The 21,955-nt window shown below is 71.1% G+C and carries 19 protein-coding genes; 8 read left to right on the top strand and 11 right to left on the bottom strand.

Translation table 11 applies throughout. The features are described from left to right. Window positions 1-71: 71 nt before the first annotated feature. Window positions 72-983, bottom strand: coding sequence for an SDR family oxidoreductase (locus tag ACIBK0_RS32815; RefSeq protein WP_399087894.1), 912 nt, complete (start codon window positions 981-983; stop codon window positions 72-74). A gap of 96 nt (window positions 984-1,079) precedes the next feature. On the opposite strand from ACIBK0_RS32815, the gene ACIBK0_RS32810 reads away from it, so the two are divergent. Further along, window positions 1,080-2,015, top strand: coding sequence for a cyclase family protein (locus tag ACIBK0_RS32810; protein ID WP_399087892.1), 936 nt, complete (start codon window positions 1,080-1,082; stop codon window positions 2,013-2,015). 452 nt (window positions 2,016-2,467) lie between these two features. Here ACIBK0_RS32810 and ACIBK0_RS32805 read toward each other — a convergent pair whose 3' ends face one another. The 4 genes from ACIBK0_RS32805 to ACIBK0_RS32790 all read right to left on the bottom strand — a co-directional run bounded on the left by ACIBK0_RS32805 (window position 2,468) and on the right by ACIBK0_RS32790 (window position 6,676). Beyond that, on the bottom strand, window positions 2,468-2,929 hold the full coding sequence (locus ACIBK0_RS32805; RefSeq protein WP_399087890.1) for an ATP-binding protein: 462 nt from the start codon (window positions 2,927-2,929) through the stop codon (window positions 2,468-2,470). Between the two features lie 478 nt (window positions 2,930-3,407). After that, window positions 3,408-4,307, bottom strand: coding sequence for an acyl-CoA dehydrogenase family protein (locus ACIBK0_RS32800; protein WP_399087888.1), 900 nt, complete (start codon window positions 4,305-4,307; stop codon window positions 3,408-3,410). 10 nt (window positions 4,308-4,317) lie between these two features. Further along, window positions 4,318-5,472, bottom strand: a complete 1,155-nt coding sequence (locus ACIBK0_RS32795; RefSeq protein WP_399087886.1) for an acyl-CoA dehydrogenase family protein — start codon at window positions 5,470-5,472, stop codon at window positions 4,318-4,320. Window positions 5,473-5,488: 16 nt separating this feature from the next. Continuing rightward, window positions 5,489-6,676: an amidohydrolase family protein gene (locus tag ACIBK0_RS32790; protein ID WP_399087884.1), complete on the bottom strand. Its 1,188-nt coding sequence runs from the start codon at window positions 6,674-6,676 to the stop codon at window positions 5,489-5,491. Between the two features lie 145 nt (window positions 6,677-6,821). Between ACIBK0_RS32790 and ACIBK0_RS32785 the strand changes: the two genes are divergently transcribed. Beyond that, window positions 6,822-8,354, top strand: a complete 1,533-nt coding sequence (locus ACIBK0_RS32785; protein WP_399087882.1) for an AMP-binding protein — start codon at window positions 6,822-6,824, stop codon at window positions 8,352-8,354. A gap of 54 nt (window positions 8,355-8,408) precedes the next feature. Here ACIBK0_RS32785 and ACIBK0_RS32780 read toward each other — a convergent pair whose 3' ends face one another. Together ACIBK0_RS32780 and ACIBK0_RS32775 are read right to left on the bottom strand one after the other, a co-directional pair. Next, window positions 8,409-8,921, bottom strand: a complete 513-nt coding sequence (locus ACIBK0_RS32780) for an EF-hand domain-containing protein (protein WP_399087880.1) — start codon at window positions 8,919-8,921, stop codon at window positions 8,409-8,411. Window positions 8,922-9,098: 177 nt separating this feature from the next. Beyond that, window positions 9,099-9,479 (bottom strand): STAS domain-containing protein, encoded by a 381-nt coding sequence (locus tag ACIBK0_RS32775; protein ID WP_399087878.1) that lies wholly within the window; start codon window positions 9,477-9,479, stop codon window positions 9,099-9,101. A gap of 362 nt (window positions 9,480-9,841) precedes the next feature. Here ACIBK0_RS32775 and ACIBK0_RS32770 point away from each other — a divergent pair, with 362 nt between their 5' ends. Together ACIBK0_RS32770 and ACIBK0_RS32765 are read left to right on the top strand one after the other, a co-directional pair. Beyond that, entirely contained in the window at window positions 9,842-10,423 is a 582-nt protein-coding gene (locus ACIBK0_RS32770; RefSeq protein ID WP_399087876.1) for a sigma-70 family RNA polymerase sigma factor, read from the top strand. Further along, window positions 10,420-11,895 (top strand): maleylpyruvate isomerase N-terminal domain-containing protein, encoded by a 1,476-nt coding sequence (locus tag ACIBK0_RS32765; RefSeq protein WP_399087874.1) that lies wholly within the window; start codon window positions 10,420-10,422, stop codon window positions 11,893-11,895. Before ACIBK0_RS32770 ends, ACIBK0_RS32765 begins: the two co-directional genes overlap by 4 nt. Window positions 11,896-12,025: 130 nt before the next feature. Here the strand turns inward: ACIBK0_RS32765 and purU are convergent, their stop codons facing one another. Together purU and ACIBK0_RS32755 are read right to left on the bottom strand one after the other, a co-directional pair. After that, a complete protein-coding gene (gene purU / locus ACIBK0_RS32760) occupies window positions 12,026-12,910 on the bottom strand; it encodes a formyltetrahydrofolate deformylase (RefSeq protein WP_399087872.1) in 885 nt (294 codons plus the stop codon). 81 nt (window positions 12,911-12,991) lie between these two features. Then, on the bottom strand, window positions 12,992-13,492 hold the full coding sequence (locus tag ACIBK0_RS32755; RefSeq protein ID WP_399087870.1) for a hypothetical protein: 501 nt from the start codon (window positions 13,490-13,492) through the stop codon (window positions 12,992-12,994). A gap of 117 nt (window positions 13,493-13,609) precedes the next feature. Here ACIBK0_RS32755 and ACIBK0_RS32750 point away from each other — a divergent pair, with 117 nt between their 5' ends. Continuing rightward, window positions 13,610-14,908 (top strand): ABC transporter substrate-binding protein, encoded by a 1,299-nt coding sequence (locus tag ACIBK0_RS32750; RefSeq protein WP_399087868.1) that lies wholly within the window; start codon window positions 13,610-13,612, stop codon window positions 14,906-14,908. Window positions 14,909-14,953: 45 nt separating this feature from the next. Here the strand turns inward: ACIBK0_RS32750 and ACIBK0_RS32745 are convergent, their stop codons facing one another. Both ACIBK0_RS32745 and ACIBK0_RS32740 read right to left on the bottom strand, forming a co-directional pair. After that, window positions 14,954-16,786, bottom strand: coding sequence for a hypothetical protein (locus ACIBK0_RS32745; protein ID WP_399087866.1), 1,833 nt, complete (start codon window positions 16,784-16,786; stop codon window positions 14,954-14,956). A gap of 252 nt (window positions 16,787-17,038) precedes the next feature. Further along, a complete protein-coding gene (locus tag ACIBK0_RS32740) occupies window positions 17,039-18,424 on the bottom strand; it encodes a transcriptional regulator (protein WP_399087864.1) in 1,386 nt (461 codons plus the stop codon). A gap of 306 nt (window positions 18,425-18,730) precedes the next feature. Between ACIBK0_RS32740 and ACIBK0_RS32735 the strand changes: the two genes are divergently transcribed. The 3 genes from ACIBK0_RS32735 to ACIBK0_RS32725 all read left to right on the top strand — a co-directional run bounded on the left by ACIBK0_RS32735 (window position 18,731) and on the right by ACIBK0_RS32725 (window position 21,887). Next, window positions 18,731-19,384, top strand: a complete 654-nt coding sequence (locus ACIBK0_RS32735; RefSeq protein ID WP_399087862.1) for a bifunctional DNA primase/polymerase — start codon at window positions 18,731-18,733, stop codon at window positions 19,382-19,384. A 98-nt stretch (window positions 19,385-19,482) separates the two neighbouring features. Then, window positions 19,483-20,277, top strand: a complete 795-nt coding sequence (locus tag ACIBK0_RS32730; protein WP_399087860.1) for an ABC transporter ATP-binding protein — start codon at window positions 19,483-19,485, stop codon at window positions 20,275-20,277. After that, window positions 20,274-21,887 (top strand): transporter, encoded by a 1,614-nt coding sequence (locus tag ACIBK0_RS32725; protein WP_399087858.1) that lies wholly within the window; start codon window positions 20,274-20,276, stop codon window positions 21,885-21,887. The genes ACIBK0_RS32730 and ACIBK0_RS32725 overlap by 4 nt, the downstream gene beginning before the upstream one ends. Window positions 21,888-21,955: the final 68 nt, after the last annotated feature.

Here is a 21,955-nt window from a genome sequence, read left to right as displayed (position 1 = left end):
GGGCGCCACCCCCAGCGGCCCGCATGCCCGCGGCGAGGACGGCTGAGACAGCGCCCCACCGCGCACACGCCCTACGCATTCGGTCGCGCCCCCTCCGACGCCGCCCTCGCCATCGCCTCCACCCGCTCCAGCAGCGGCATCGGATCCACCCCCACGGTCCCCGGAAGGAAGTCCGCGATCTTCTCGGGGGTCCAGGTGCCCTCGGCGTATCCGGCGCGCAGTTCCCGGGGCTGGGCCCACACCGCGATCTTGGGGCCGGCGATGGTGTACACCTGCCCGGTGATCCGCTCCTCCCGCGCGCGGTCCGACAGGAGGTAGACCACCAGCGCGGCCACATCCTCCGGTTCGCCGATCTCCTTCAGCTCCATGGGGACGTTCGCCGACATGCGCGTCCGCGCGACAGGGGCGACCGCGTTCGCCGTGACCCCGTATTTGTGCAGGCCGAGCGCGGCGCTCCGGACGAGGGAGATGATTCCGCCCTTCGCGGCGCTGTAGTTGGCCTGCGAAACCGACCCCTGGTGATTGCCGCTGGTGAAACCGATCAGAGTCCCGGAGCCCTGCTTGCGCATCACCGCGGAGGCGGCGCGGAAGAGCGTGAACGTGCCCTTGAGGTGGGTGGCGACCACCGGGTCCCACTCCTGCTCGGACATGTTGAAGAGCATGCGCTCGCGCAGGATGCCGGCTACGCACACCACTCCGTCGATGCGCCCGTACGACGTCAGCGCCGCGTCGACGACCCGCTGCCCGCCCGCCATCGTCGAGATGTCGTCGGCCACCGCGACCGCGTCGCCGCCCGCCGCCTCGATCTCCTTGACGACGGCGTCGGCGACGGAACTCGTCGGCTCCGCGCCCTCGATGGAGACGCCGTAGTCGTTGACCACGACGCGTGCGCCCTCGGCCGCCGCGGCGAGGGCGACAGCACGGCCGATCCCCCGCCCCGCCCCGGTGACGGCGATGACCTTGCCTGCCAAGAAGTTCCCCACGCCCGGCCCCTTCCCGCAGTTTCTGACGGTCCGTTAGATTCAACTCGGATTCTACGACCCGTCAGATACCTGGAGACAAGCCCCCGGGGAGGACTCATGTCACTGCCGACGCTTCGTCCGGAGTTTCACGAGATCGCCAAGCGCGTGAACAACTGGGGGCGTTGGGGGTCCGACGACGAGATCGGGACCCTGAACCTCATCACCGATGACGTCGTACGGGAGGCCGCCGCCTGCGTCCGCAGCGGCCGCCGCATCCCCCTCGCCCTTCCCCTTCAGCAGGACGGCGTACAGACCGGCATGATCCCGGGGCGCGTCAATCCGCTGCACGCCATGGTGCAGATCAACCAGGAGCTCTTCGGGCCGGGCACCGTCGCCTGCAGCGACGACGCCGTGACCATGGGGCTCCAGGCGGCGACCCACTGGGACGCGCTCACCCATGTCTCCCACTCCGGGAAGCTCTACAACGGCCGTCCGGCCGGCACGATCACCCCGCACGGCGGCGCCGAGTTCAGCGGGATCGACAAGCCGCGGCACATCGTCTCGCGCGGCGTGCTGCTCGACGTCGCGCGAGCGCGGGGCACGGACCGGCTGGACGGCGGCCATGCCGTGACGCCCGAAGACCTGGACGCGGCCGAGGAGTTGGGCGGGACACGCGTACGGGCGGGCGACATCGTCCTCGTACGGACCGGGCAGATCCAGGTGTATTTGGCCGGCGACAAACACGGATACGGGTATCCGTCACCCGGACTGTCCGTCCGAACCCCGGAGTGGTTCCACGCGCGCGATGTCGCGGCGGTCGCGAACGACACCCTCACCTTCGAGATCTTTCCGCCCGAGATCGAGGACCTCTGGCTGCCCGTGCACGCGCTCGACCTGGTCGAGATGGGGATGCTGCAGGGCCAGAACTGGAATCTCGAAGAGTTGTCCACAGCCTGTGGAGAAGAGGGACGCTACAGCTTCCTGCTGTCGGCGATGCCCGAACCCTTCGTGGGCGGTACGGGCACACCGGTGGCGCCGGTCGCCCTGCTGTAGAAGCCCTGCGGCACAAGCCCGCCCGAAGGGGAGGGCCGCCTGATCAGGCCCATCGGGACAGGGGCCGACTGGATATGCCCGTTCACGAGAGGGTCGGCTGGCGGCGCGTCACTGCTCGCCCCGAGCACGGCACCGCGCGCCGCCATCCGGCTCCGGCGTACCCGCCCTGCTCCTCTGGCCCTGTAGGAGCCGACGCCGAATCGCGACCCACACTCGCCGAGGGCTCCCGTCACCGAAACCCTCGCCGTCCCCTCGCGGCGAATCGCTGAACACAAGCGTGATCAAACGGACACGTCACGTCAACACCCGTTCGGGGAATTATCAGTTTACGTCCCCTTTGTGACAGCGCGTACAGAAGCACTCCCCGGCGCATTCAGCCACAATCGAGGTTCTGTACACGGGGTTCGTGCATACATGCACGAACCCGTGCGCCCGGCCGCAGAGTCTGCGGCCTAGACCGCCTCGTACGCAAAGTCCTCATACGCCGGATACGCGGCCCCCGCAGAAGCTCCCGGCGCGCAGCGGTCCACCTCGCACCAGATGCGCTTGCCGGCACCCTCGGTGTTCCAGCCCCAGCGGTCCGCGAGGCCATCGACGAGCTCCAGGCCACGGCCGTTGGTCTCGTCGCCCTCGGCGTGGCGAGGGCACGGAGGCCGGGCGCTGGAGTCGGCCACCTCCAGGCGGACGGTGGCGGCCTCCGCCCCGCCCGGCAGGGACAGCCGCAGCACGGCCGGACAGCCGGTGTGCACCACGGCGTTGGTGACGAGTTCGGAGACGAGCAGGATCAGCGTCTCGGCGAGCGGTTCATCGGCCCCTATCCCGGACCCGGCGAGCCTGGATCGGGCCCACCTCCGGGCTCGCCCCACCTCTGCGGGGTCGGGCCGGATCTCCAGCTGCACTTGAAGCACCTGCACCGCTCACACCATCCGAACCGGCGGACACATCGCCTCGCGCCTCACAAGGGCCACGATCGTAGCCATTTTCTGCATGGCCAGAACAAGGATCACGGAAAGTGATTCCCTTGCGAGACAGCATGGTTGACGTACAGTCACCCCAACAAGCGCTTCGGGCATATTCCAGCGCGAAGGAGTACGCGTGCGGCATACTGTGCGACGCTCGCCACGGGGAGTCGAACAGGCAGGTGCGGGGGTCCGCCCTGCCGTGCGAGCGGCATGCATCGCCGGGTCCGGCGCGGCCTCAGGGGCAACACCGGGATGGCTCAGCCTCAGAACCACTCGCATCCCACACAAGGTACCGGAGCCCGGCGCCGACTCCAGGCCGTGACAAGTCACGCCTAGGACACAACCCGATATCAACGCTCTGTAATTCCGGTATGCCACGATCCGCGACATTCATGTGAGCCCTTCTCGCGACGTGCCTGCACAGAGCCCCTCAGCCCGCTCCGGCCAAGAGATCGTCCGCCAATACGTCCTCACTCTCTGTGACTCCACCCGCACGGTGCGTCCGCGTCCACGCCCTCTTCAGGTACAGATGGACATCGGACTCCCAGGTGAAGCCCATGCCGCCGTGCACCTGGAGGCAGTCGCGAGCGCCACGCACGGCGGCCTCGTCGGCGAGCAGCCGGGCCGCGGCGACATCCATCGGGTCGGCGGTCACGGCGGCCGCGTAGACGGCGGCGCGCGCCACCTCCACCCGCACCAGCATCTGCGCGCACAGGTGCTTCACCGCCTGGAAGGCCCCGATCGGCTGCCCGAACTGCTCCCGCGTCCGGGCGTGTTGCACGGCCAGCTCGCAGGTACGGGCGGCGCCGCCGAGCTGTTCGGCGGCGGTGAGGAGCGAGGTGAGGAGCACCGCGTCGGGGTCAGCCCCCCTGGATACGCCGGACGCAGGCACCCGGTGCAGCGGCGTCAGCGGATCCACCGACCGCAGCGGCTCGGCGCCGGTCGTGTCCCCTCGTACGACATCGGCCTCGGCCAGCCACTCCACGAGCCCCCCGTCGACGGCGGCCACCACGGTCTCGCCCGTGGCCGCCCCGTCCACCGCGCCCGCCGCGAGGTGCGTCGCGATCAGCGGGCCGGGCAGCAGCACCCGCCCCGCCTCCTCGAAGGCCAACACGGCTTCCGGCAGTCCGAGTCCGACCCCGCCGTCCGCCTCCGGCAGCCGCAGCGCGAAGAGCCCCGCCTCCCCGAGTTCGCGCCACAGCACCCGGTCAAGGCCCGGCGGCCCGCCGTCCGCGGCGGCCCGCAGCCGCTCCCGGCCGAAGCGCGCGCTCAGCAGCTCCCGCACACCCGCCTTCAAAGCCCGCTGATCATCCGTGAGTTGGAAGTCCACTTCGGAGAGCTCACCGCCCCTTGGGAAGGCCCAGGATCCGCTCGGCCACGATGTTCTGCTGGATCTGCGAGGTGCCGGCCGCGATGGTGTACGACAGTGACGAGAGCCGGTCCAGGGTCCACTCCCGCCCGAGGTCGAGCGCCTCGGGGCCGAGGACCTCGGCGGCGGCGTCGTACAGCTCCTGGCGCGTGTGCGAGAACCGCAGCTTGAAGACCGAGCCGCCGACTCCGGGCACTCCCCCGGCCTTCTGCGACTCGCTGACGTTCCACTGGGTGAGCCGCCACAGCGCGCGGAACTCTGCGTTCAGCCGGCCGAGCCGGCGGCGCAGCGCGGGATCGTCCCAGCGGCCGTTCTTGCGAGCCTCGCGGGCGAGTTCGCCCAGCACGCGCCGGCAGGCGACGACCTCGCCGACGAAGGCGGTACCGCGCTCGTACGACAGCGTCACCATGGTCACCCGCCAGCCGTCGTTCTCGGCACCGACGCGGTTGGCGACCGGGATGCGCACCTCGTCGAGGAAGAGCTCGGCGAACTCGGTGGAGCCCGCGAGCGTCCGCAGCGGCCGGACGGTGATCCCGGGCGCGTCCATGGGCATGGCGAGCCAGGAGATGCCGCGGTGCTTGGGGGCGGTGGCGTCGGTGCGGACCAGCAGCTCGCACCAGTCCGCGACCTCCGCGTGGGAAGTCCAGATCTTGGACCCACTCACCACGTAGTCGTCGCCGTCCCGCCACGCGCGCGTGCGCAGCGCCGCGAGGTCCGAGCCGGCATCCGGCTCGCTGAAGCCCTGGCACCAGACCTCTTCGCCGCGCAGCACGGGCGGCAGCCAGCGCGCCCGCTGTTGGGCACTGCCCTCGGAGGCGATGGTCGGCCCGGCGTGCAGCAGCCCGACGAAATTGGCCCCTACGTAGGGCGCGCCCGCCTTTTCCGTCTCCTCCAGGTAGATGAGGTGCTGCGTCGGGGTGGCGCCCCGGCCGCCCGCGTCGACGGGCCAGTGCAGGCCCGCGTACCCGGCGTCGTACAGCATCCGCTGCCAGCCGAGGTCGTAGGCCCGTCTGCCCGGCCAGTCGTCGGGGGACGGCTTCGGGGGCAGTGACGGGAGCACCTCGGCGAGCCACTCGCGCAGCCGCGCGCGGAACTCCTCCTCCTCCGGGGTGTACGCCAGGTCCACTAGAGGCCCCTGTCCACTAGAGGTCCAGTTCCAGCATCCGGATCGCGTTGCCGCGCATCAGCTTGTGGACGGTCTCGTCGTCGAGGCCCTTCACATGGTCGAGGGCGACCTCCTTGGTGTTCGGGAACGTCGAGTCCACGTGCGGGTAGTCGGTCTCGAAGGTCGCGTTGTCGCGCCCCACCACGTCCAGGGACGCGACGCCGTGCTTGTCGCGGAAGAAACAGCAGAAGATCTGCCGGTAGTAGTACGTGGACGGGGGCTCGGGGATCAGGTCGCGGACCCCGCCCCAAGCGCGGTGCTCCTGCCAGACGTCGTCGGCGCGCTCCAGGGCGTACGGGATCCAGCCCATCTGCCCTTCGGAGTAGGCGAGCTTGAGGCGCGGGAACTTCACGAGGACGCCGCTGAACAGGAAGTCCATCATCGAGGCCATCGCGTTGTTGAAGGACAGCGACGCCTGGACGGCGGGGGGCGCGTCCGGGGAGGCGGCGGGCATCTGGCTGCTGCTGCCGATGTGCATGTTCACGACCGTGCCCGTCTCCTGGCAGATCGCGAAGAAGGGGTCCCAGTAGCCGGAGTGGATGGAGGGCAGCCCCAGATGGGTGGGGATCTCCGAGAAGGTCACGGCCTTCACGCCACGGGCCGCGTTGCGCCGGATCTCGGCGACCGCGAGGTCGATGTCCCACAGCGGGATCAGGCACAGCGGGATCAGCCGGCCGCCGCTGTCGCCGCACCACTCTTCGACCATCCAGTCGTTGTACGCGCGCACGCAGGCCAGGGCCACTTCCTTGTCATGCGCCTCGGCGAACGTCTGCCCACAGAAGCGCGGAAAGGTGGGGAAGCAGAGGCTGGCCTCGACATGGTTGAGGTCCATGTCCTTGAGGCGCTCGACGGGGTCCCAGCAGCCGCGTCGCATCTCCGCGCGCGTGATGCCCTCCAGGGTCATCTCGTCGCGGTCGAAGCCGACGGCGGCGATGTTGCGCTTGTACGGGAACTTGAGGTCCTCGTAGATCCACCAGTCGGTCGGCGGCCCCTGCGGATCCATCGTGATCTGGTACTTGCCGCCGACGTAGGCGAGTTCTCCGATGCCGGCGGTGAGAGGCTGCGGCCCGCGCTCGCGGTACTTCTGCGGCAGCCAGGTCTCGAAGAGGTGCGCGGGCTCGATCACATGGTCGTCGACGCTGATGATGCGGGGCAGTTCGGTCATGGTTCCCCTCCGCCTGGCGTACGTTTCTGATGACCCGTCAGATTCTTCTGCACAAGCAGGCTAGCCCCGCGCCTATGGACCGACAAGGCGGCGAGCCCTACGCTCTGCCCACGATCTGACTGACCGTCAGCTATAGGGGGTCGAAGTGAACGACACCGCACACGCCCTGAGTTCCGCACGTACGCTCTGGGAACTGGTCGCACGCCGCGCCGACCTCACCCCCGACCGGCCCGTCCTCCTCCAGGACGACCGCTCCCTGAGCTTCGGCGAACTGCGCGGCCGTGCCGAACGGGTCGCGGCGGGCCTGTACGACATGGGCGTACGCCCCGGCACCGTGGTCGCCTGGCAGCTGCCCACCCGGATCGAGACCGCGCTGCTGTCCTTCGCGCTGGCCCGTCTCGGCGCCGTGCAGTCCCCGGTGATCCCCTTCTACCGCGACCGCGAGGTCGGCTTCGCGCTGCGGGAGTCCAAGGCGGAGTACTTCGCCGTACCGGGCGAGTGGCGCGGCTTCGACCACACGGCGATGGCGCGACGGCTCGGCGCGAAGGGTGTCTTCGAGGCATACGACACGCTGCCGGACGGCGACCCCGCCGTGCTCCCCGCTCCCCCCGCCGACGGCACTTCCGTCCGCTGGATCTACTGGACCTCGGGCACCACCTCCGACCCCAAGGGCGTGCTGCACACGGACCGTTCACTGATCGCGGGCGGCTCGTGCCTGGCGCACGCGCTGCGCCTGACGGCCGACGACGTGGGCTCGATGGCCTTCCCGTACGCGCACATCGCCGGGCCCGACTACACGGTGATGCTGCTGCTGTACGGCTTCCCGGCGGTGATGTTCGAGCACTTCGCGCTGCCCGCCGCCCTGGAGGGCTATCGCAAGCACGGCGTGACGGTGGCGGGCGGCTCGACGGCCTTCTACTCGATGTTCCTCACCGAACAGCGCAAGCAGCCGGGAGAGCCCGTCATACCGACTCTGCGACTCCTGGCGGGCGGTGGGGCGCCGAAGCCGCCGGAGGTCTACCACTGCGTCGTACGGGAGATGGGCGTGCAGCTCACCCACGGATACGGGATGACCGAGGTCCCGATGATCACGATGGGGTCGCCGGACGACACGGTCGAGAACCTGGCGACGACGGAGGGCAGGCCCCCCGAGGGCATGAGGATACGGATCGTGGACGGGGACGGGGCGTCACGGCCGTACGGCGTCGACGGCGATGTACGGCTGCGCGGGGAGGCCGTCTGCCAGGGATACCTGGATCCGGCGCAGACGGCGGAGGCCTTCGACGCGGACGGGTTCCTGATCACCGGGGACGTCGGGCATCTGACGGAGAGCGGGCACCTCGTCCTCACCGGCCGCTCGAAGGACATCATCATCCGCAAGGGCGAGAACATCTCGGCCAAGGAGATCGAAGACCTGCTGCACCGGCACCCGGACGTCGGGGACGTGGCCGTGATCGGGCTGCCCGACGCAGAGCGCGGGGAGCGGGTCTGCGCGGTGGTCGAACAGCCGCCGGGAGCCGATGAGTTGACCCTGGCGGCGATCACGTCGTATCTGCGCGCGGAAGGGCTGTCCGTGCACAAGCTGCCGGAGCGGCTGGAGGTGGTGGACGCCCTTCCGCGGAACGAGACCCTGCGCAAGGTACTCAAGTACCGGCTCAGGGAGCGTTATTCGCAGTGATTCACTCCAGCACCGTGAAGTAAATGATTCACTCGGCACCGTGAAGTACGTGATTCACTCCGGCACCGTGAAGTAGCGGGCGAACGCGCTCACGATCTCCGCCTCGCCGATCCGGCCGTCGGAGTCCGTGTCGAGGGCGCCGGCCGCGACGGCGGCGATGTCGTCGCGCACACCGAGGGCCCGCAGGACGCGCTCGGTCTCCTCGACCGTGGCCGCGCCGTCCCCGTCGGTGTCCGCGATGGCCAGGGCGGCGTGCAGGAAGGGCCGGGCGATCTCGGCGAACCGCTCGGGGTTGTCGCGCAGCCGCTTCACCGCGCCGCTCACGAACTCCTCGCGGGTGATCCGCTGGTCGCCGTCCCGGTCCGCTATTCCCGCCATGCCCTGCCAGAACGCCTCGGCGCCGACATACAGGGCCTGCCCCTTGTCCGACCGTGCCGTCGTACCGAACTCGGCGAGGACCGCCTTGGTCGCGGCGTTGAAGTCCTCCCGGTCGATGTAGCCATTGCCGTCCTGGTCGAAGCCGGCGAACCGGGCGGCAATCCTGCGCTCGTACTCGGTGCTGACCATGGTGTGTTCGGACCGCCTTACATCTCCGCCGGTCTCTCCGCCGGACTTGGGGGTTCATCTGGCACGGAGCGTACGACGCCACGGCCATCGCGGGAGCGGGAAAACGACGGTTGTACCAAGACTGCGGGAATTCTGGGACAACTGTGTGGCGATGTGTCGCGGAGCGTGCCGGAGGGGTCACGCCGACAGGGGGCTCGACTCGTCGGCGACGGCCGTGGGGACGTCCGGGTACACGTCGAAGAGGCGACGGACGCCGAGGGCCGCGAGGACACGATTGACGTGGGAGCCGTCGATCGCGCCCTGGGCGGGCAGGATCAGGCGCAGCCTGCCCTGGCAGGAGCGGATGAGGCGACGGGTGGCGATGAGCACGCCGACGCCGCTCGAATCGCAGAAAAGGACCTCGGACAGGTCGAGCACGAGACTGCGGCGGCCGTCGGCCACCGCGTCGTGCACCCGCTGGCGCAGCACCGGGGACGTGACGAGATCCAGCTCGCCCGACACCCGCAGCACGGCCCACTCGCCCTCTTCGCCGTCGGTCACCTTGAGCGTCACCGCCACGCCTCTCGCTCGCCTCACCCACCGGAAACGGAAGCAGTCCCTACGCTTCCCTCCAGCGCGGCTGCCCCGCCGTCGTTCCATGAAACACCGGTCCGCGAACGAAGAAACGTCGGTCCACGGTCGAAATTGTGTAGCGAGCGAACTGTTTCAGACGCCTACGGTCTGATTCGATCGGATTCGATGGGGAAGACGATGAGCTTTTACCATCCACGGCCTGTCCGGGGGCGCGCATTGACGTAAAGGGGCGTGCGCTGTCAGACGTGCCGACTACATTCGAGACAGCAGTGCGCACAGGCTGGACAGCACCACACAGGCCGAGCACAGGGACAGGCGTCGGGCACGACCAGGGGTGAGGGGGCCGCATGGCGAAGAAGGACGCACCGCCCCGCTGGGACCGCAAGATGCAGCAGCGGCTCGCACGCGGGGAGGCGGCCGCGCTCGGCGAGTTCTACGACCGGTTCGCTTCGCTCGTCCACGGCCTCGCCCACCGCGTGCTCGGAGACGAAAGGGCAGCCGACGGCATCACCCGCGAGGTGTTCGCCCACGTCTGGGAGAACCCCGACGCGTACGACCCCAAGCAGGGCCCGATGCGTTCCTGGGTCGCCACGCTGACCCACCGCCTCGCCGTCCAGCGGCTGCGCGCGACCGAGACCGCCGCGCTCGCCCGGGGCGGCCACGGCACCACCGAGGAGCTGGAGCGGAAGGTACGCAGCGCGTCCGTGGCCGCCCGCGCGGACTACATCGTCACGTCCATGCCCGCCCCACTGCGCGCCGCCCTGGAGCTCGCCTACTTCCAGCGCCGTGACTACCGCCAGGCCGCCGCCGACCTCGGCGTCACCGAGGACGAGGCCCGCCGTCGGCTCCGCCTCGGCCTCCAGCTCCTGTCCACCGCCCAGGACACCGGCCCCGCCGGCGCACCGCCCGAATACGGGGGTGCGCGGTGAACGGAGGAGCGGACCGGTTCGAGGCGTTCGACGAGCGCGACGAACGCGACGGGCATGAGGACCCGGGGCATGAGGGGTGCGAGGAGGGCGGATACGAGGAGGGCGCTGCGTACGAGGGCCGGGCGGACGCCGCGAGCAGTGGCGTAGAGCCGGAGAGGGGCTCGGCCGATGGGGGCGAAGGGTCCCAGGGACCTCAGGGACCTCAGGGCCCCCGCGGACCGGAAGGGCCCGGCGGGTCCGCCCACGGCAATGGTGGGGAGCCGGAGCAGCCCCCGCGCATACCGCTGCCGCGTTCCTCCGTCGAGGACACCGGGCGACCGCTGCCCGAACCGGCCGCCGCTCCCGAACCGGCGGTACTCGTCCTCGAACACCGTGTGCTGAAGTCACTGCTCGGCGCCTGGGCGTTGGCCGCCTGCTCGGCGGAGGAGACCGCGGCCGTCGAGGAGCACCTCGGGGACTGCGGCTCCTGCGCGGACGAGGCGCTGCGGCTGCGCGGGGCGGTCGAGCTGCTGCACCGGCCCGAGAGCCTCGACCTCGACCCGACGCTGCGCACCCGCGTCCTGGAGGGCTGCCTCGACCGGCGCCCGCCGAAGATTCCGGTGCCCGAGTGGGCGGCTCCGTACGACGCGGAGACCGCGCGGCTCGACGCGCTGCTGCAGGACATCGGCGGTGCCGAGTGGCATGCGCCCGTGCGGCTGCGCTGGTTCGACGGCGCGAGGCCCAAGAGCCGTCGTACGACGGTCGCGGGAGTCATCGCGCATCTGCTCTGCGTCGACGGTCTCGTCGCCGTCGCGCTGGGCCTGGAGGATCCGCTCGGCCCGACCGGCCCGGCCTCCGAGGACCCGACCCCCGCGGGACGCACCGAGGCGTTCTGGCGCGGCTCGCACTTCCCGCCCACCCGGTCCGTGCGCGGGCCCTGGCGGGAGCAGAGCCACAACCTGGTGCGCACGGTGTCGTTCGCGGGCGGCGGTTCCGGGCGCCTGACCGTGCCGTACGGCGGCTTCGAACTGCCCCTGCGGGACTCGATGCTGGACCGGGCCTTCGAGTGCTGGGTGCACGCGGGAGACATCGCCGACGCGGTGGACTATCCGTACGAGCCGCCTGCGCCGCGGCATCTCCACCGGATGATCGACCTCGCGGCGCGGATGCTGCCGACGTCGCTGGCCGCCCGCCGCCGGGCGGGGCTCTCCGCCGCGTCGGGGCGGCACCTTGTGGCGGCGGGAGCGCCGGGGCGCAGCCTGCGGCTCGAGATCGAGGGATCCGGGGGCGGGGACTGGCTGATCCCGCTCGACTCGCCCGGCGCGGTGGGCTCCGCCGAGCGCGAGGTGGCTCACGTCGCTCTGGACGGGGTGGAGTTCTGCCGGCTGGCGGCGGGCCATGTGTCGCCCGAGGAGGCGGCCGCCGGGCAGGACGGGGACCGGGAGGCGATCAGGGAGGTCCTGTTCGCGGCGGCCTCACTGAGCCGGATGTAGGGGCCGTCGGGTGGTTTTCGCCCCCTCCGCCCCTACCCGTCCCGTCCCTGGGGCTGGGCCCCCGGACCCCCCTGAAAGATCGCGCAGTTCCCCGCACCCCCAAGAAGGAGCCGGGGGGGGGCGACCATCGCTACGCGAACACCACCGTGCGGCGCCCGTTCAGCAGGATGCGGCGCTCCGCGTGCCACTTCACCGCCCGCGCCAGGGCCTGGCACTCCACATCGCGCCCGATGGCGACCAGCTGATCGGGAGTCACATCGTGGCCGACCCGCTCGACCTCCTGCTCGATGATCGGCCCCTCGTCGAGGTCGGCCGTCACATAGTGCGCGGTGGCACCGATGAGCTTCACTCCCCGGGCGTGCGCCTGGTGATAGGGCTTCGCGCCCTTGAAGCTCGGCAGGAAGGAGTGGTGGATATTGATGATCCGCCCGCTGAGCTGCTTGCACAGGTCGTCGGACAGCACCTGCATATAGCGGGCGAGGACGACGAGTTCGACGTTCTCCCCGCGGACCAGCTCCAACAGCTGCGCCTCGGCCTCCGCCTTCGTCTCCTTCGTCACCGGAATGTGGTGGAAGGGAATGTCGTACGAAGCCACGAGCTCGGCGAAGTCCGTGTGGTTGGAGACCACGGCGGCGATCTCGACCGGCAGCGCGCCGATCCGCGCACGGAAGAGCAGGTCGTTCAGACAGTGGCCGAACTTGCTGACCAGGAGGACGATCCGCATCTTGTCCTCGACTCGGTTGATCTGCCAGTCCATGTGGAAGGAGTCACCGATCGCCGCGAAACTCGCGCGCAGCTTCTCCACGGTCACCGGCGCCTCCGCCGAGAAGTGGACCCGCATGAAGAACAGTCCCGTGTCGTGGTCGCCGAACTGCTGACTGTCCTCGATGTTGCAGCCGGTCATGAACAGGTAGCTCGACACGGCGTGCACGATGCCCGGCTTGTCCGGGCACGAGATGGTCAGGACGTACTGCTCGGCGGCGGGTGCGGCCCCGCGGACGGACTGCTCATTCATGCAGGACAGGGTCCCACACGGGCCGCCCAGGGGGGACGAGTGTCCCGCCACGCGGACGCCTCCGGGATCGCCCGAGAACCGCTACGCCGACCGCGTCAGGATCCGCAGCACTTCGAGCGTCCGCGGCGGGGTGTCGGGCTCCTCCCCGTCGCTCGCCGCCAGACGTACATGCGCGTCGCGGGCGGCGCGGACGGCCTCCGGCCAGGCGTGGTGGTCCAGGTACGCGGAGACGGGTGCGTCGGGCCCGACCTGGTGCATGATCCGCAGGACGCGCAGCACGGCGGTGTCGACGAGGGCCGCCTCCTGGGAGTCCCGGAAGATCGTGCCGACGTATTTCTCTGCGGACCAGTTGTCCAGCCAGGTGTCCTCGACCAGGCGGTACACGGCGTCGGTGACGTCCCCGTACCCGTCGACACCGGCGAGCCAGACGTCACGTTGGAAGGCGGGGTCGGAGAGCATGTGCAGCGCGGAGCGCACATTGCTGCGCCAGCGCCACCACGGCATGTCGTTGAGTGGCATGCCGCCCATGGTGGAGGAGCGACGGCCGCGACGGGAAGAGTTCTCCGAACCTTGCACGGTCACCGATCGTACGTTCCCTGTGAAAAACAGTTCATGGGCCCCCGTAATTCACCTCTGCGTCACCTGCCGTTGACCACGGGTCACTCCCGGGTTCGCGATGTGGCGGAATCGTGTGGCTCCATGACCGGCAGGCGTCGCACACGCACCAGCTCACCCGTCCTCCCCCGGCCCGTCAAAGCCACGTTGCTGTCCGCGGGCGCGCTGGCAGCGTGTGCGTCGATCGCCGTCGGATGCGGGGTCGTCCCTGGTGCCACGGGGGGCTCCGGGGACGACCCCGTCACCGTCATGACCTGGGCGCCCGAGAAGACGGCCGCGACCAACAAGCCCGGCATGCCCGCGATGGCGAAGGCGTACGCCCGCTGGGTCAACTCCCACGGCGGCATCAACGGCCACAAGCTCAAGGTCCTCACCTGCAACGACCACAACGACTTCGTGGACGCCGCGAAGTGCGCCCAGCGCGCGGTCGACGAGAACGTCGTCGCGGTCGTCGGCTCCTACAGCCAGCACGGCCGGACCTTCCTCGCCCCGCTGGAAAGCGCCGGCATCCCCTACATCGGCGGCTACGGCGTCACCGACGACGAGTTCACCAGCCCTCTCTCCTACCCCATCAACGGGGGCGAGCCCGCGCTGCTGGCCGGCCTCGGCGAACAGCTCGGCAAGAACTGCGGCCCGGTCGCGCTCATCCGCCCCGACACCACGGCGGGCGACGAGCTCCCCGGGCTGCTCAACTCGGGCCTGAAGTCGGAGGGCCATACGTCCGCCGCGGACCAGCGGGCCGCCGACGACGCCACCGAATACTCGCGGCAGACCCAGCAGGCGCTCGAGCGCGCGACCAGCGACCCGCTCAAGCAGGGTTGTGTGGTGCCCTCGCTCGGCGACCGCACCGACACCTTCATGGACTCCTTCCGCCGCGACCGCGAGGACTACCCGCGGGTGCGCACGGGCACCGTGTTGGGCAGCGTCGACCAGTCGCTGATCGACGCCACCGGCGGCACGTCGAGCCCGTACGAGGGCTCGTACGTCACCGGCTGGTACCCGAACTCGAACGACCCGCGCTGGGACGCGATGCGCAAGGTGATCAAGGAGCAGGCCTTCGGCGACAACCGGATCGACCCCGCCGACGCCGGAGTGCAGACCACCTGGATCGCGTACACCGTGCTGAAGGCGGCCATCGAGTCGCTCGGCAACCAAGAGGTGTCCGCGCACGCGATCCGGCGCGCCCTCGACGACGGCCTCAAGGTGACCACGGGCGGGCTCACCCCGACGCTCAGCTGGCGCTTCGAGGACATGATGGCGGCCGTCGAGTTCCCGCGCCTCGTCAACGCCGACGTGACCTTCCAGGCCGTACGCCAGGGTCAGCTGGTGTCGGCACGGCGTGGGTTCGTCAATGTGTCGAAGACTCTGGAGGACGCGGGCTGAGGGCCGCCGGGCTCCTCGGGGTTTCCCGAGGAGCCCGCCAACGGCTCAGAGCTGGGTCCGCGACCGCTGCGTCAGTCCGTACTTGGACGCGAGGGAGTTCCACAGCCTGGCGGCCTTCTCCTTCTCCGTGGACGCCGTGCCGCTGGCCCGGTTGCCGGCCTGGGTCTGCGCGGTGGTGCGGGCGTGGCCCTTCCTGCAGCCCTTCTTGCCGGCGACCTGGTCGGCCCAGGCCGCGTAGTGGTTGTCGGCCGACGCGGAGGCCTTCCAGCCGTTGGTGAGCGCTGTGGTCAGCTCGGCATGGTTGGGAAGCTTGTCGACGGAGAGGGCGGCGAGCCGGGTGACCAGTTCGCCGCGCTGCTTGGCCGCGTCGCGCAGATCACTGGCCGCCTGGGCCAGGTTGTCGCACGTCTTCACGTCCGCCACAGCCTTGATCACCGAGTCGCGGCTGCTGCTGCTGTCCGCCAGGAGCTTGTCCAGCTCGACGGCCTGCGCCTTGACCGGGTCCGCGGCCGGCGAGGCCGAGTCGCCCGTGGCGGGGGCCGTGGCCGACACGGTCTTGCTGCCGTCGCCCTTGCTGTCGGAGTCACCGCCACCGCTGAGCAGCGCACCGGCGCCGATGCCGAGCACGGCGATGCCGATGCCCACGGCCGCGATCAGCGGGACACGCGAGCCGCTGCGGCCACCGCGTCCGCCGGCACCGTCGCGGTCGGACACACCGCCACGCCGTGCGGCGGCCCGGCCTCCCGGCGCGCCGGGGGCGTGCGCCCCGTACGGAGCCTGAGCACCGTACGCGGCTGGCGCGCCGCCGTGCGGGTCCTGCGCCGACGGGTCGAAGCGCGGCATCTGCTGCGTCGACGCGGGCCCCTCCGGCTCGCTGCGGAACAGGCTGTCGAACTCCGCCGGGGGCTGCCGGTCCTCCGGCGCGCCCGGGCGTATCCCGTACGGCGCCCCGGCCGGCTGCGCGGGCACGGGGGCGATGAACTGCGTCGCCTCGGCGTCCGGGTGGGCGGCAGCGGGCAGCGATCCGGCTCCGGGGCCGCCCTGCGGCGCCTGCCCGAGGAACTGCGTCGCGTCGGCCGCCACCTCGGGCGGCAGTGCCCCCGGGCCCACCGGCGGGATGTACTGGGTGGCGCCCTCGTCCGCCGCGGCGGGGACGGGCCGTATGAACTGGGTCGCCCCGTCGCCTCCACCGGGGGTGGGCGGAATGTGCGGAATGTACTGGGTCGCGCCGTCATCGGCGGCGGGCGGCAGCGGCGCCGGGTGCGCGACCGGCGGCAGGGAGGGCGAGGCCCCTGGGGTGCCGTACGCCTCGGCCGCCTGCGGAAGAGCGTTCCCGGGGTGCGAGGGCCGCGCAGCTTGCTGACCCTGCTGGCCCTGCGCCGCGTACCCGCCGTATCCGGCGCCCGCCTGCGCACCCTGCGCCTCCGGCGTGAAACCGCCCTGCGCGCCGTACGACGGTGCCTGCGCGCCGTACGACGGTGCCTGCGCGCCCTCGGGCGGCAGCGGACCGGCGCCGGGCGCCGGCTGCGGCGCGAAGCTCTGCTGCTGATAGCCGTCCGTGCCCGGCTGCTGCTGCGCCGCCCAGCCCTGGGAGGCGTCGGGGGTGCCCCAGTCCGGGGCGGGGGCGGTGGGCCGAGGCGGCTCGGCGGCCTCCCACGTCTGGGTTCCGTTCACCGGCGCTCCCCAGCCCTGGCCGGGCTGCGGGGCGGGGGCGGACTGCTCGGGGCCCCACGGCTGGCCCCAGGCCTGGCCGCCCGCCGGGGTCGTGCGGTCGCCCGTCGTACCCGGCAGCAGCGGCTCGCCGCCGTCGGAGGGCAGCACGATGCCTTCGCGCGCGGGCCGCGCCGAGGGCTCATCGCCCTGTCCACTCTGCGTCACCGGGACTCCTACTAATGGGGGACCTTCGGAATCGTCGGCTCACGCTACCGGGTCCCGACAACCCGGTGCCACGCAGCACAGGACGTGACCTCCGCCCCCTGTGACCGGGGTAACAAAACCGCCCCCCGGTGCGCTGTATATACCTCCTCCCATACCCGGCGCCCCTGTTTCCCCGGCGTTCATGCCCGCGCGGGTCGTATGTTCACGCCCGCGCGTGCGGCCCTTCTTCCACGCCCTCCCACACCCGTACGCTCAGGCGGCCGCCTGCAGCTCCATGCGCGCCCCGAACTCCCGCACCACCGGCTCGTCCCGGTACGGCTCCAGCCGCTGCTGAAAGTCGTCGAGGTATTCAGCGCCCCGGTTGGAGCGGAGGGTGCCCAGCAACTCCACCGCGCGCAGGCCCGTGTGGCAGGCCTGTTCCACCTCGCGCTGCTGGACCTGCGCCGTGGCGAGCAGCACGAAACCGATCGCCCGGCGGCGGGCCCGTGACTCGGGGTGCCCGGCGAGGGACTCCTCCGCGCACCGCGCGGCGGCCTCCGCCTGGCCCAGGTCCCGGTGGCAGTGCGCCAACTCGTCGGCCAGATAGGCCTCGTCGAAGTGCGCGATCCACGTCGGGTCGTCCCCGGAGGCCGGGTCGGCCGCCTCGAGAGCGGTGACGGCACGCCCGGACGCCACCTGGGCGGCGCGCGCGTCGCCCATCAGCGCGTGCCCGCGTGCCTCCGCGGCATGGAACATCGACTCCGCGCGGGGCGTCACCCGCCCGCGCGCTCCCTCCTGCGCCGCGCGCGCCAACTGCGCGATCTCTCGCGGGTTGCCGAGCTGGGCCGCCAGGTGGCTCATCGACGCGGCCAGCACGTATCCGCCGTACCCGCGGTCCCCGGCCGCCTGCGCCAGCCGCAGCGCCTGGATGTAGTACCGCTGGGCGAGTCCCGGCTGGCCGGTGTCGATGGCCATATAGCCGGCGAGTTCCGTCAGCCGCGAGACCGCGGCGAACAGTTCGCGCCCCACCGCCTCCCGGTAGGAACCCGCGAGCAGCCCGGAGACCACGCTGTTGAGGTAGTGCACGACGACCGGGCGTACATGCCCGCTGCCGTACTGGTGGTCCAGATCGACCAGCGCCTGGGTCATCGCGCAGACCGCCGCCACGTCCGAGAGCCCGACGCGCGGGCCCGCCGAGCGCGCCACCTGCGAGTCCGGCGCGGAGATCAGCCAGTCGCGGCTCGGCTCGACGAGCGCGGAGGCGGCGACGGACGAGCCGGAGAGGAAGTCCCTGCGGCCGACGTCGCTGCGCCACAGCTCGCAGACCTGCTCGATGGCCCCCAGTACCGTCGGCGAGAACTGGAGACCGACGCCGGACGCGAGGTTCTTGCCGTTGGCCATGCCGATCTCGTCGATCGTGACCGTACGGCCCAGCTTGCGGCCGAGCGCCTCGGCGATGATCGCCGGAGCCCGTCCGCGTGGCTGCTGTCCACGCAGCCAGCGCGCCACGGACGTCTTGTCGTAACGCAGATCGAGACCGTGCTCCGCGCCGCACATGTTGACCCGGCGGGCCAGCCCGGCGTTCGAGCAGCCCGCTTCCTGAATGAGCGCCTGCAACCGTTCGTTCGGCTGCCTGGCGACGAGAGGCCTTGCGGCCATGGCGTACCCCCTGTGGCTGCGGTGCCTGCCCACGCACCGAGTTGACGTGTCTTCACCGGCCGACCGCACCGAAAGAAGTCGGCCACGAAGATCAATGCCCCGCCGACATACCGAAGATGCGAGACATATGAGGATTGCCGGGGTAAAGGCGGCTGCCCGACCCCTCCCCTGGTTACCCGCACCCCGCTGCCGTTGCCCCTGCGCGCCCCCACACGTGCATCCATGCGCCCCAGATGCGGAATCGATGCTCCTCCCCCGCGCGCGTGTCCCCCGTAACCCGAGGGTGACCCGAGAGTTGAGTTCAGCGTGGAAGAGACCATCGCAGGCACAAAGACCGCACAGATCCCCAAGCAGCGCGGCGAATCGCTGCAGGAAGCCGCCGTGCGCTATGCCGAGGAGCGCCACTGGGACGTGTTCCCGGGCACCTGGCTGGAAGCCGCCGACGGGGTGCAGCACTGCTCCTGCGGCGAGCCCGTGTGCTCCGCACCCGGCGCACATCCGGCGCGCGAGGACTGGGCGACACAGACGACGGGCAGTGTGACCGTCGTACGCCGGATGTGGTCGAAGCAGCCGGCGGCGTCGATTCTGCTGCCCACCGGACGGACGTTCGATGCGATCGAGGTCCCCGAGACGGCCGGCTGTCTCGCGCTCGCCCGGATGCGGCGCATGGAGCTGACCCTCGGCCCCGTCTCCTGCACCCCGGACCGGCGCATGCACTTCTTCGTGCTCCCCGGTGCCGCCGCGAAGGTCCCCGACCTGGTCCGCAACCTCGGGTGGCCGCCCTCCTCCCTCGACCTTGTCACCCTCGGGGAGGGGGCGTACGTCGCTGCCCCGCCGACCCGGTTCGGCTCGCGCGGCGCGGTGCAGTGGGCCTGTCGGCCGACACCTGCGAATCGGTGGCTTCCGGATGCGGAGGAGTTGATCTCGCCGCTTGCTTACGCGTGCGGGCGGGACCGGTAACGCTGGATCGGCGCCGTCGTCTCCGCGGGTTCGTCGCGGCTGGTCGCGCAGTTCCCCGCGCCCCTGAAGACAGGGGCGCTTCCCCTTAGGGTGCTTGCATGACCGACGTAGCTGGGGAAGCCGTACCCGCCGTCCGTGTGCGCGGGCTCTGGAAGCGGTTCGGGGAGCAGGTCGCCGTCGCCGGGATCGATCTGGAACTGCCCGCGGGCCGGTTCATCGGGCTCGTCGGTCCGAACGGGGCCGGGAAGACCACCACTCTCTCAATGGCGACCGGGCTGCTCCGGCCCGACCAGGGCACGGTCGAGGTCGTCGGGCGCGACGTGTGGCGCGACCCGGTGGAGGTGAAGGCCCGCATCGGTGTGCTGCCCGAGGGACTGCGTCTCTTCGAGCGGCTCTCCGGGCGCGAACTCCTCGCCTACACCGGCCGGTTGCGCGGCCTGCACGGCACCGAGGTCGACAAACGCGCCACCCAGCTCCTCGACGTCCTCGACCTCGCGGGTGCCCAGCACAAACTCGTCGTCGACTACTCCACCGGCATGCGCAAGAAGATCGGCCTGGCCTGCGCCCTCCTCCACAACCCCGAAGTCCTCTTCCTGGACGAGCCGTTCGAGGGCGTCGATCCGGTCTCCGCGCAGACCATCCGCGGTGTCCTGGAGCGGTACACCGGATCGGGCGCCACGGTCGTCTTCTCCTCGCACGTGATGGAGCTGGTCGAGTCGCTGTGCGACTGGGTCGCCGTCATGGCCGCGGGGCGCATCCGCGCACACGGCCCGCTCGCGGAGGTGCGCGGCAGCGCGCCCTCCCTCCAGCAGGCCTTCCTGGAGCTGGTCGGCGCGCGCGGCCGCACCGCCGGGACCGATCTCGACTGGCTGGGCGGCGGGGCCGCCCGATGAGCAGCAACGCCGGTGTCTCCGCCGCGTCGATCACCCCCGTCGTCGTACGACTGAAGCTGTCGCTCCTGCGCAACGGGCTGCGGCAGTCCGCCGGACGGCGGGCCGCGTACGTCACCTCCGTCGTCCTCGTCCTGCTCTTCGCAGCCCTCCAGCTGCTCGGCCTGATCGCGCTGCGCGGCAACGCGCACGCCACCGCCGTCGCCATGCTGCTCATCGCGGTCCTGGCGCTCGGCTGGGCCGTGATGCCGCTGTTCTTCCCCAGCGGCGACGAGACGCTCGACCCGACGCGGCTGGTGATGCTGCCGCTGCGCCCGCGTCCGCTCGTACGGGCGCTGCTCGTGGCCTCACTGGTCGGCATCGGGCCGGTCTTCACGCTGTGCCTGCTCATCGGTTCGGTCATCTCCGTGGCACACGGCGCGGCGGCGTACGTCACCGCCGTCATCGCCGTCGTCGTGGCCCTGCTCGTCTGCGTGGCCCTCGCACGGGCCGTCGCGGCCGCCAACATCCGGCTGCTGTCCAGCCGCAAGGGCCGCGATCTGGCGGTGCTCAGTGGCCTGGTGATCGCGATCGGCGCACAACTGGTCAATTTCGGTGCGCAGCGGCTCGGTTCGGCGGGCGGCCTGTCGAAGCTCGACCCCGTGGCGGACGTGCTGCGGTGGCTGCCGCCCGCCTCGGCGATCGGCGCGGTGGACTCGGTGAGCGAGGGGTCGTACGGGGCGGGCATCGCCCAACTCGTCCTCGCCGTGGCCGCGCTGGCCGGGCTGCTGGCGCTGTGGTCCCGTCATCTGACCCGGCTGATGACCTCGCCGGACGGGTCCACGTTGCAGGCGGCCGAGCCCGCCGCGCGGGAGTGGGGCTCGTCGGGGCTCGGCCGGCTGCTGCCGTCGGGCCGCACCGGAACGGTCATGGAGCGCAGCCTGCGTTATGTGTGGCGCGACCCGAAGACCAAGGCGGCGTGGGTGACATCGCTGGCGATCGGCCTGATCGTGCCGGTCTTCAACGCGCTCCAGGGCACCGGCTCGATCTACTTCGCGTGCTTCGCGGCAGGGATGCTCGGGATCCAGATGTACAACCAGTTCGGGCAGGACACGTCCGCGTTCTGGATCGTGGCGATGACGATCTCGTCCACCCGGGACGCCTACGTCGAACTGCGCGGGCGCGCGCTGGCACTGCTGGTGATCACCCTGCCGTACGCGACCCTCGTGACCGTCCTGACGACGGCGATGCTCGGCGACTGGCCCAAGCTGCCCGAGGTGCTCGGCCTCTCCTTCGCACTGCTCGGCGCGATGCTCGCCACCGGCGCGTGGTCCTCGGCCCGCTTCCCGTACTCGATCCCCCAGGAGGGTTACAAGAACGTCGCCCCCGGCCAGACCGGCCTCGCCTGGATCTCCATCTTCGGCGGCATGGTCTCGGCGGCTCTGCTCGCCGCACCTGTCATCACCCTCACCATCTGGCTGAACGTCACGGCGGACGGCGACGAGTGGACCTGGCTGCTGCTGCCACTGGGCGCCGGGTACGGGGCCCTGATCACGGTGCTGGGCCTGCGCCTGGCGGCGCCTCGGACGGCACGGCGGCTGCCGGAGATCTTGGCGGCGGTCAGCAAGGGGTGATCCACACGGCTCACCCTGTGGACCGTCGTGCCGGGGCGGCGCCGGGCCCTGCCCTGCACGGGAAGCGC

The organism is Streptomyces sp. NPDC050564 (assembly GCF_044457265.1).
Taxonomy (GTDB): domain Bacteria; phylum Actinomycetota; class Actinomycetes; order Streptomycetales; family Streptomycetaceae; genus Streptomyces.
Note: the sequence above shows the minus strand (reverse complement) of the source record. Positions and strands in the feature narration are given on the sequence as shown.

Coding starts and splice junctions, on each gene's coding strand:
- ACIBK0_RS32810 (WP_399087892.1), top strand. CDS start 1,080: ATGTCACTGCCGACGCTTCGTCCGGAGTTTCACGAGATCGCCAAGCGC.
- ACIBK0_RS32790 (WP_399087884.1), bottom strand. CDS start 6,676: ATGACCGAACTGCCCCGCATCATCAGCGTCGACGACCATGTGATCGAG.
- ACIBK0_RS32780 (WP_399087880.1), bottom strand. CDS start 8,921: ATGGTCAGCACCGAGTACGAGCGCAGGATTGCCGCCCGGTTCGCCGGC.
- ACIBK0_RS32770 (WP_399087876.1), top strand. CDS start 9,842: ATGGCGAAGAAGGACGCACCGCCCCGCTGGGACCGCAAGATGCAGCAG.
- purU (WP_399087872.1), bottom strand. CDS start 12,910: ATGAATGAGCAGTCCGTCCGCGGGGCCGCACCCGCCGCCGAGCAGTAC.
- ACIBK0_RS32750 (WP_399087868.1), top strand. CDS start 13,610: ATGACCGGCAGGCGTCGCACACGCACCAGCTCACCCGTCCTCCCCCGG.
- ACIBK0_RS32740 (WP_399087864.1), bottom strand. CDS start 18,424: ATGGCCGCAAGGCCTCTCGTCGCCAGGCAGCCGAACGAACGGTTGCAG.
- ACIBK0_RS32730 (WP_399087860.1), top strand. CDS start 19,483: ATGACCGACGTAGCTGGGGAAGCCGTACCCGCCGTCCGTGTGCGCGGG.
- ACIBK0_RS32725 (WP_399087858.1), top strand. CDS start 20,274: ATGAGCAGCAACGCCGGTGTCTCCGCCGCGTCGATCACCCCCGTCGTC.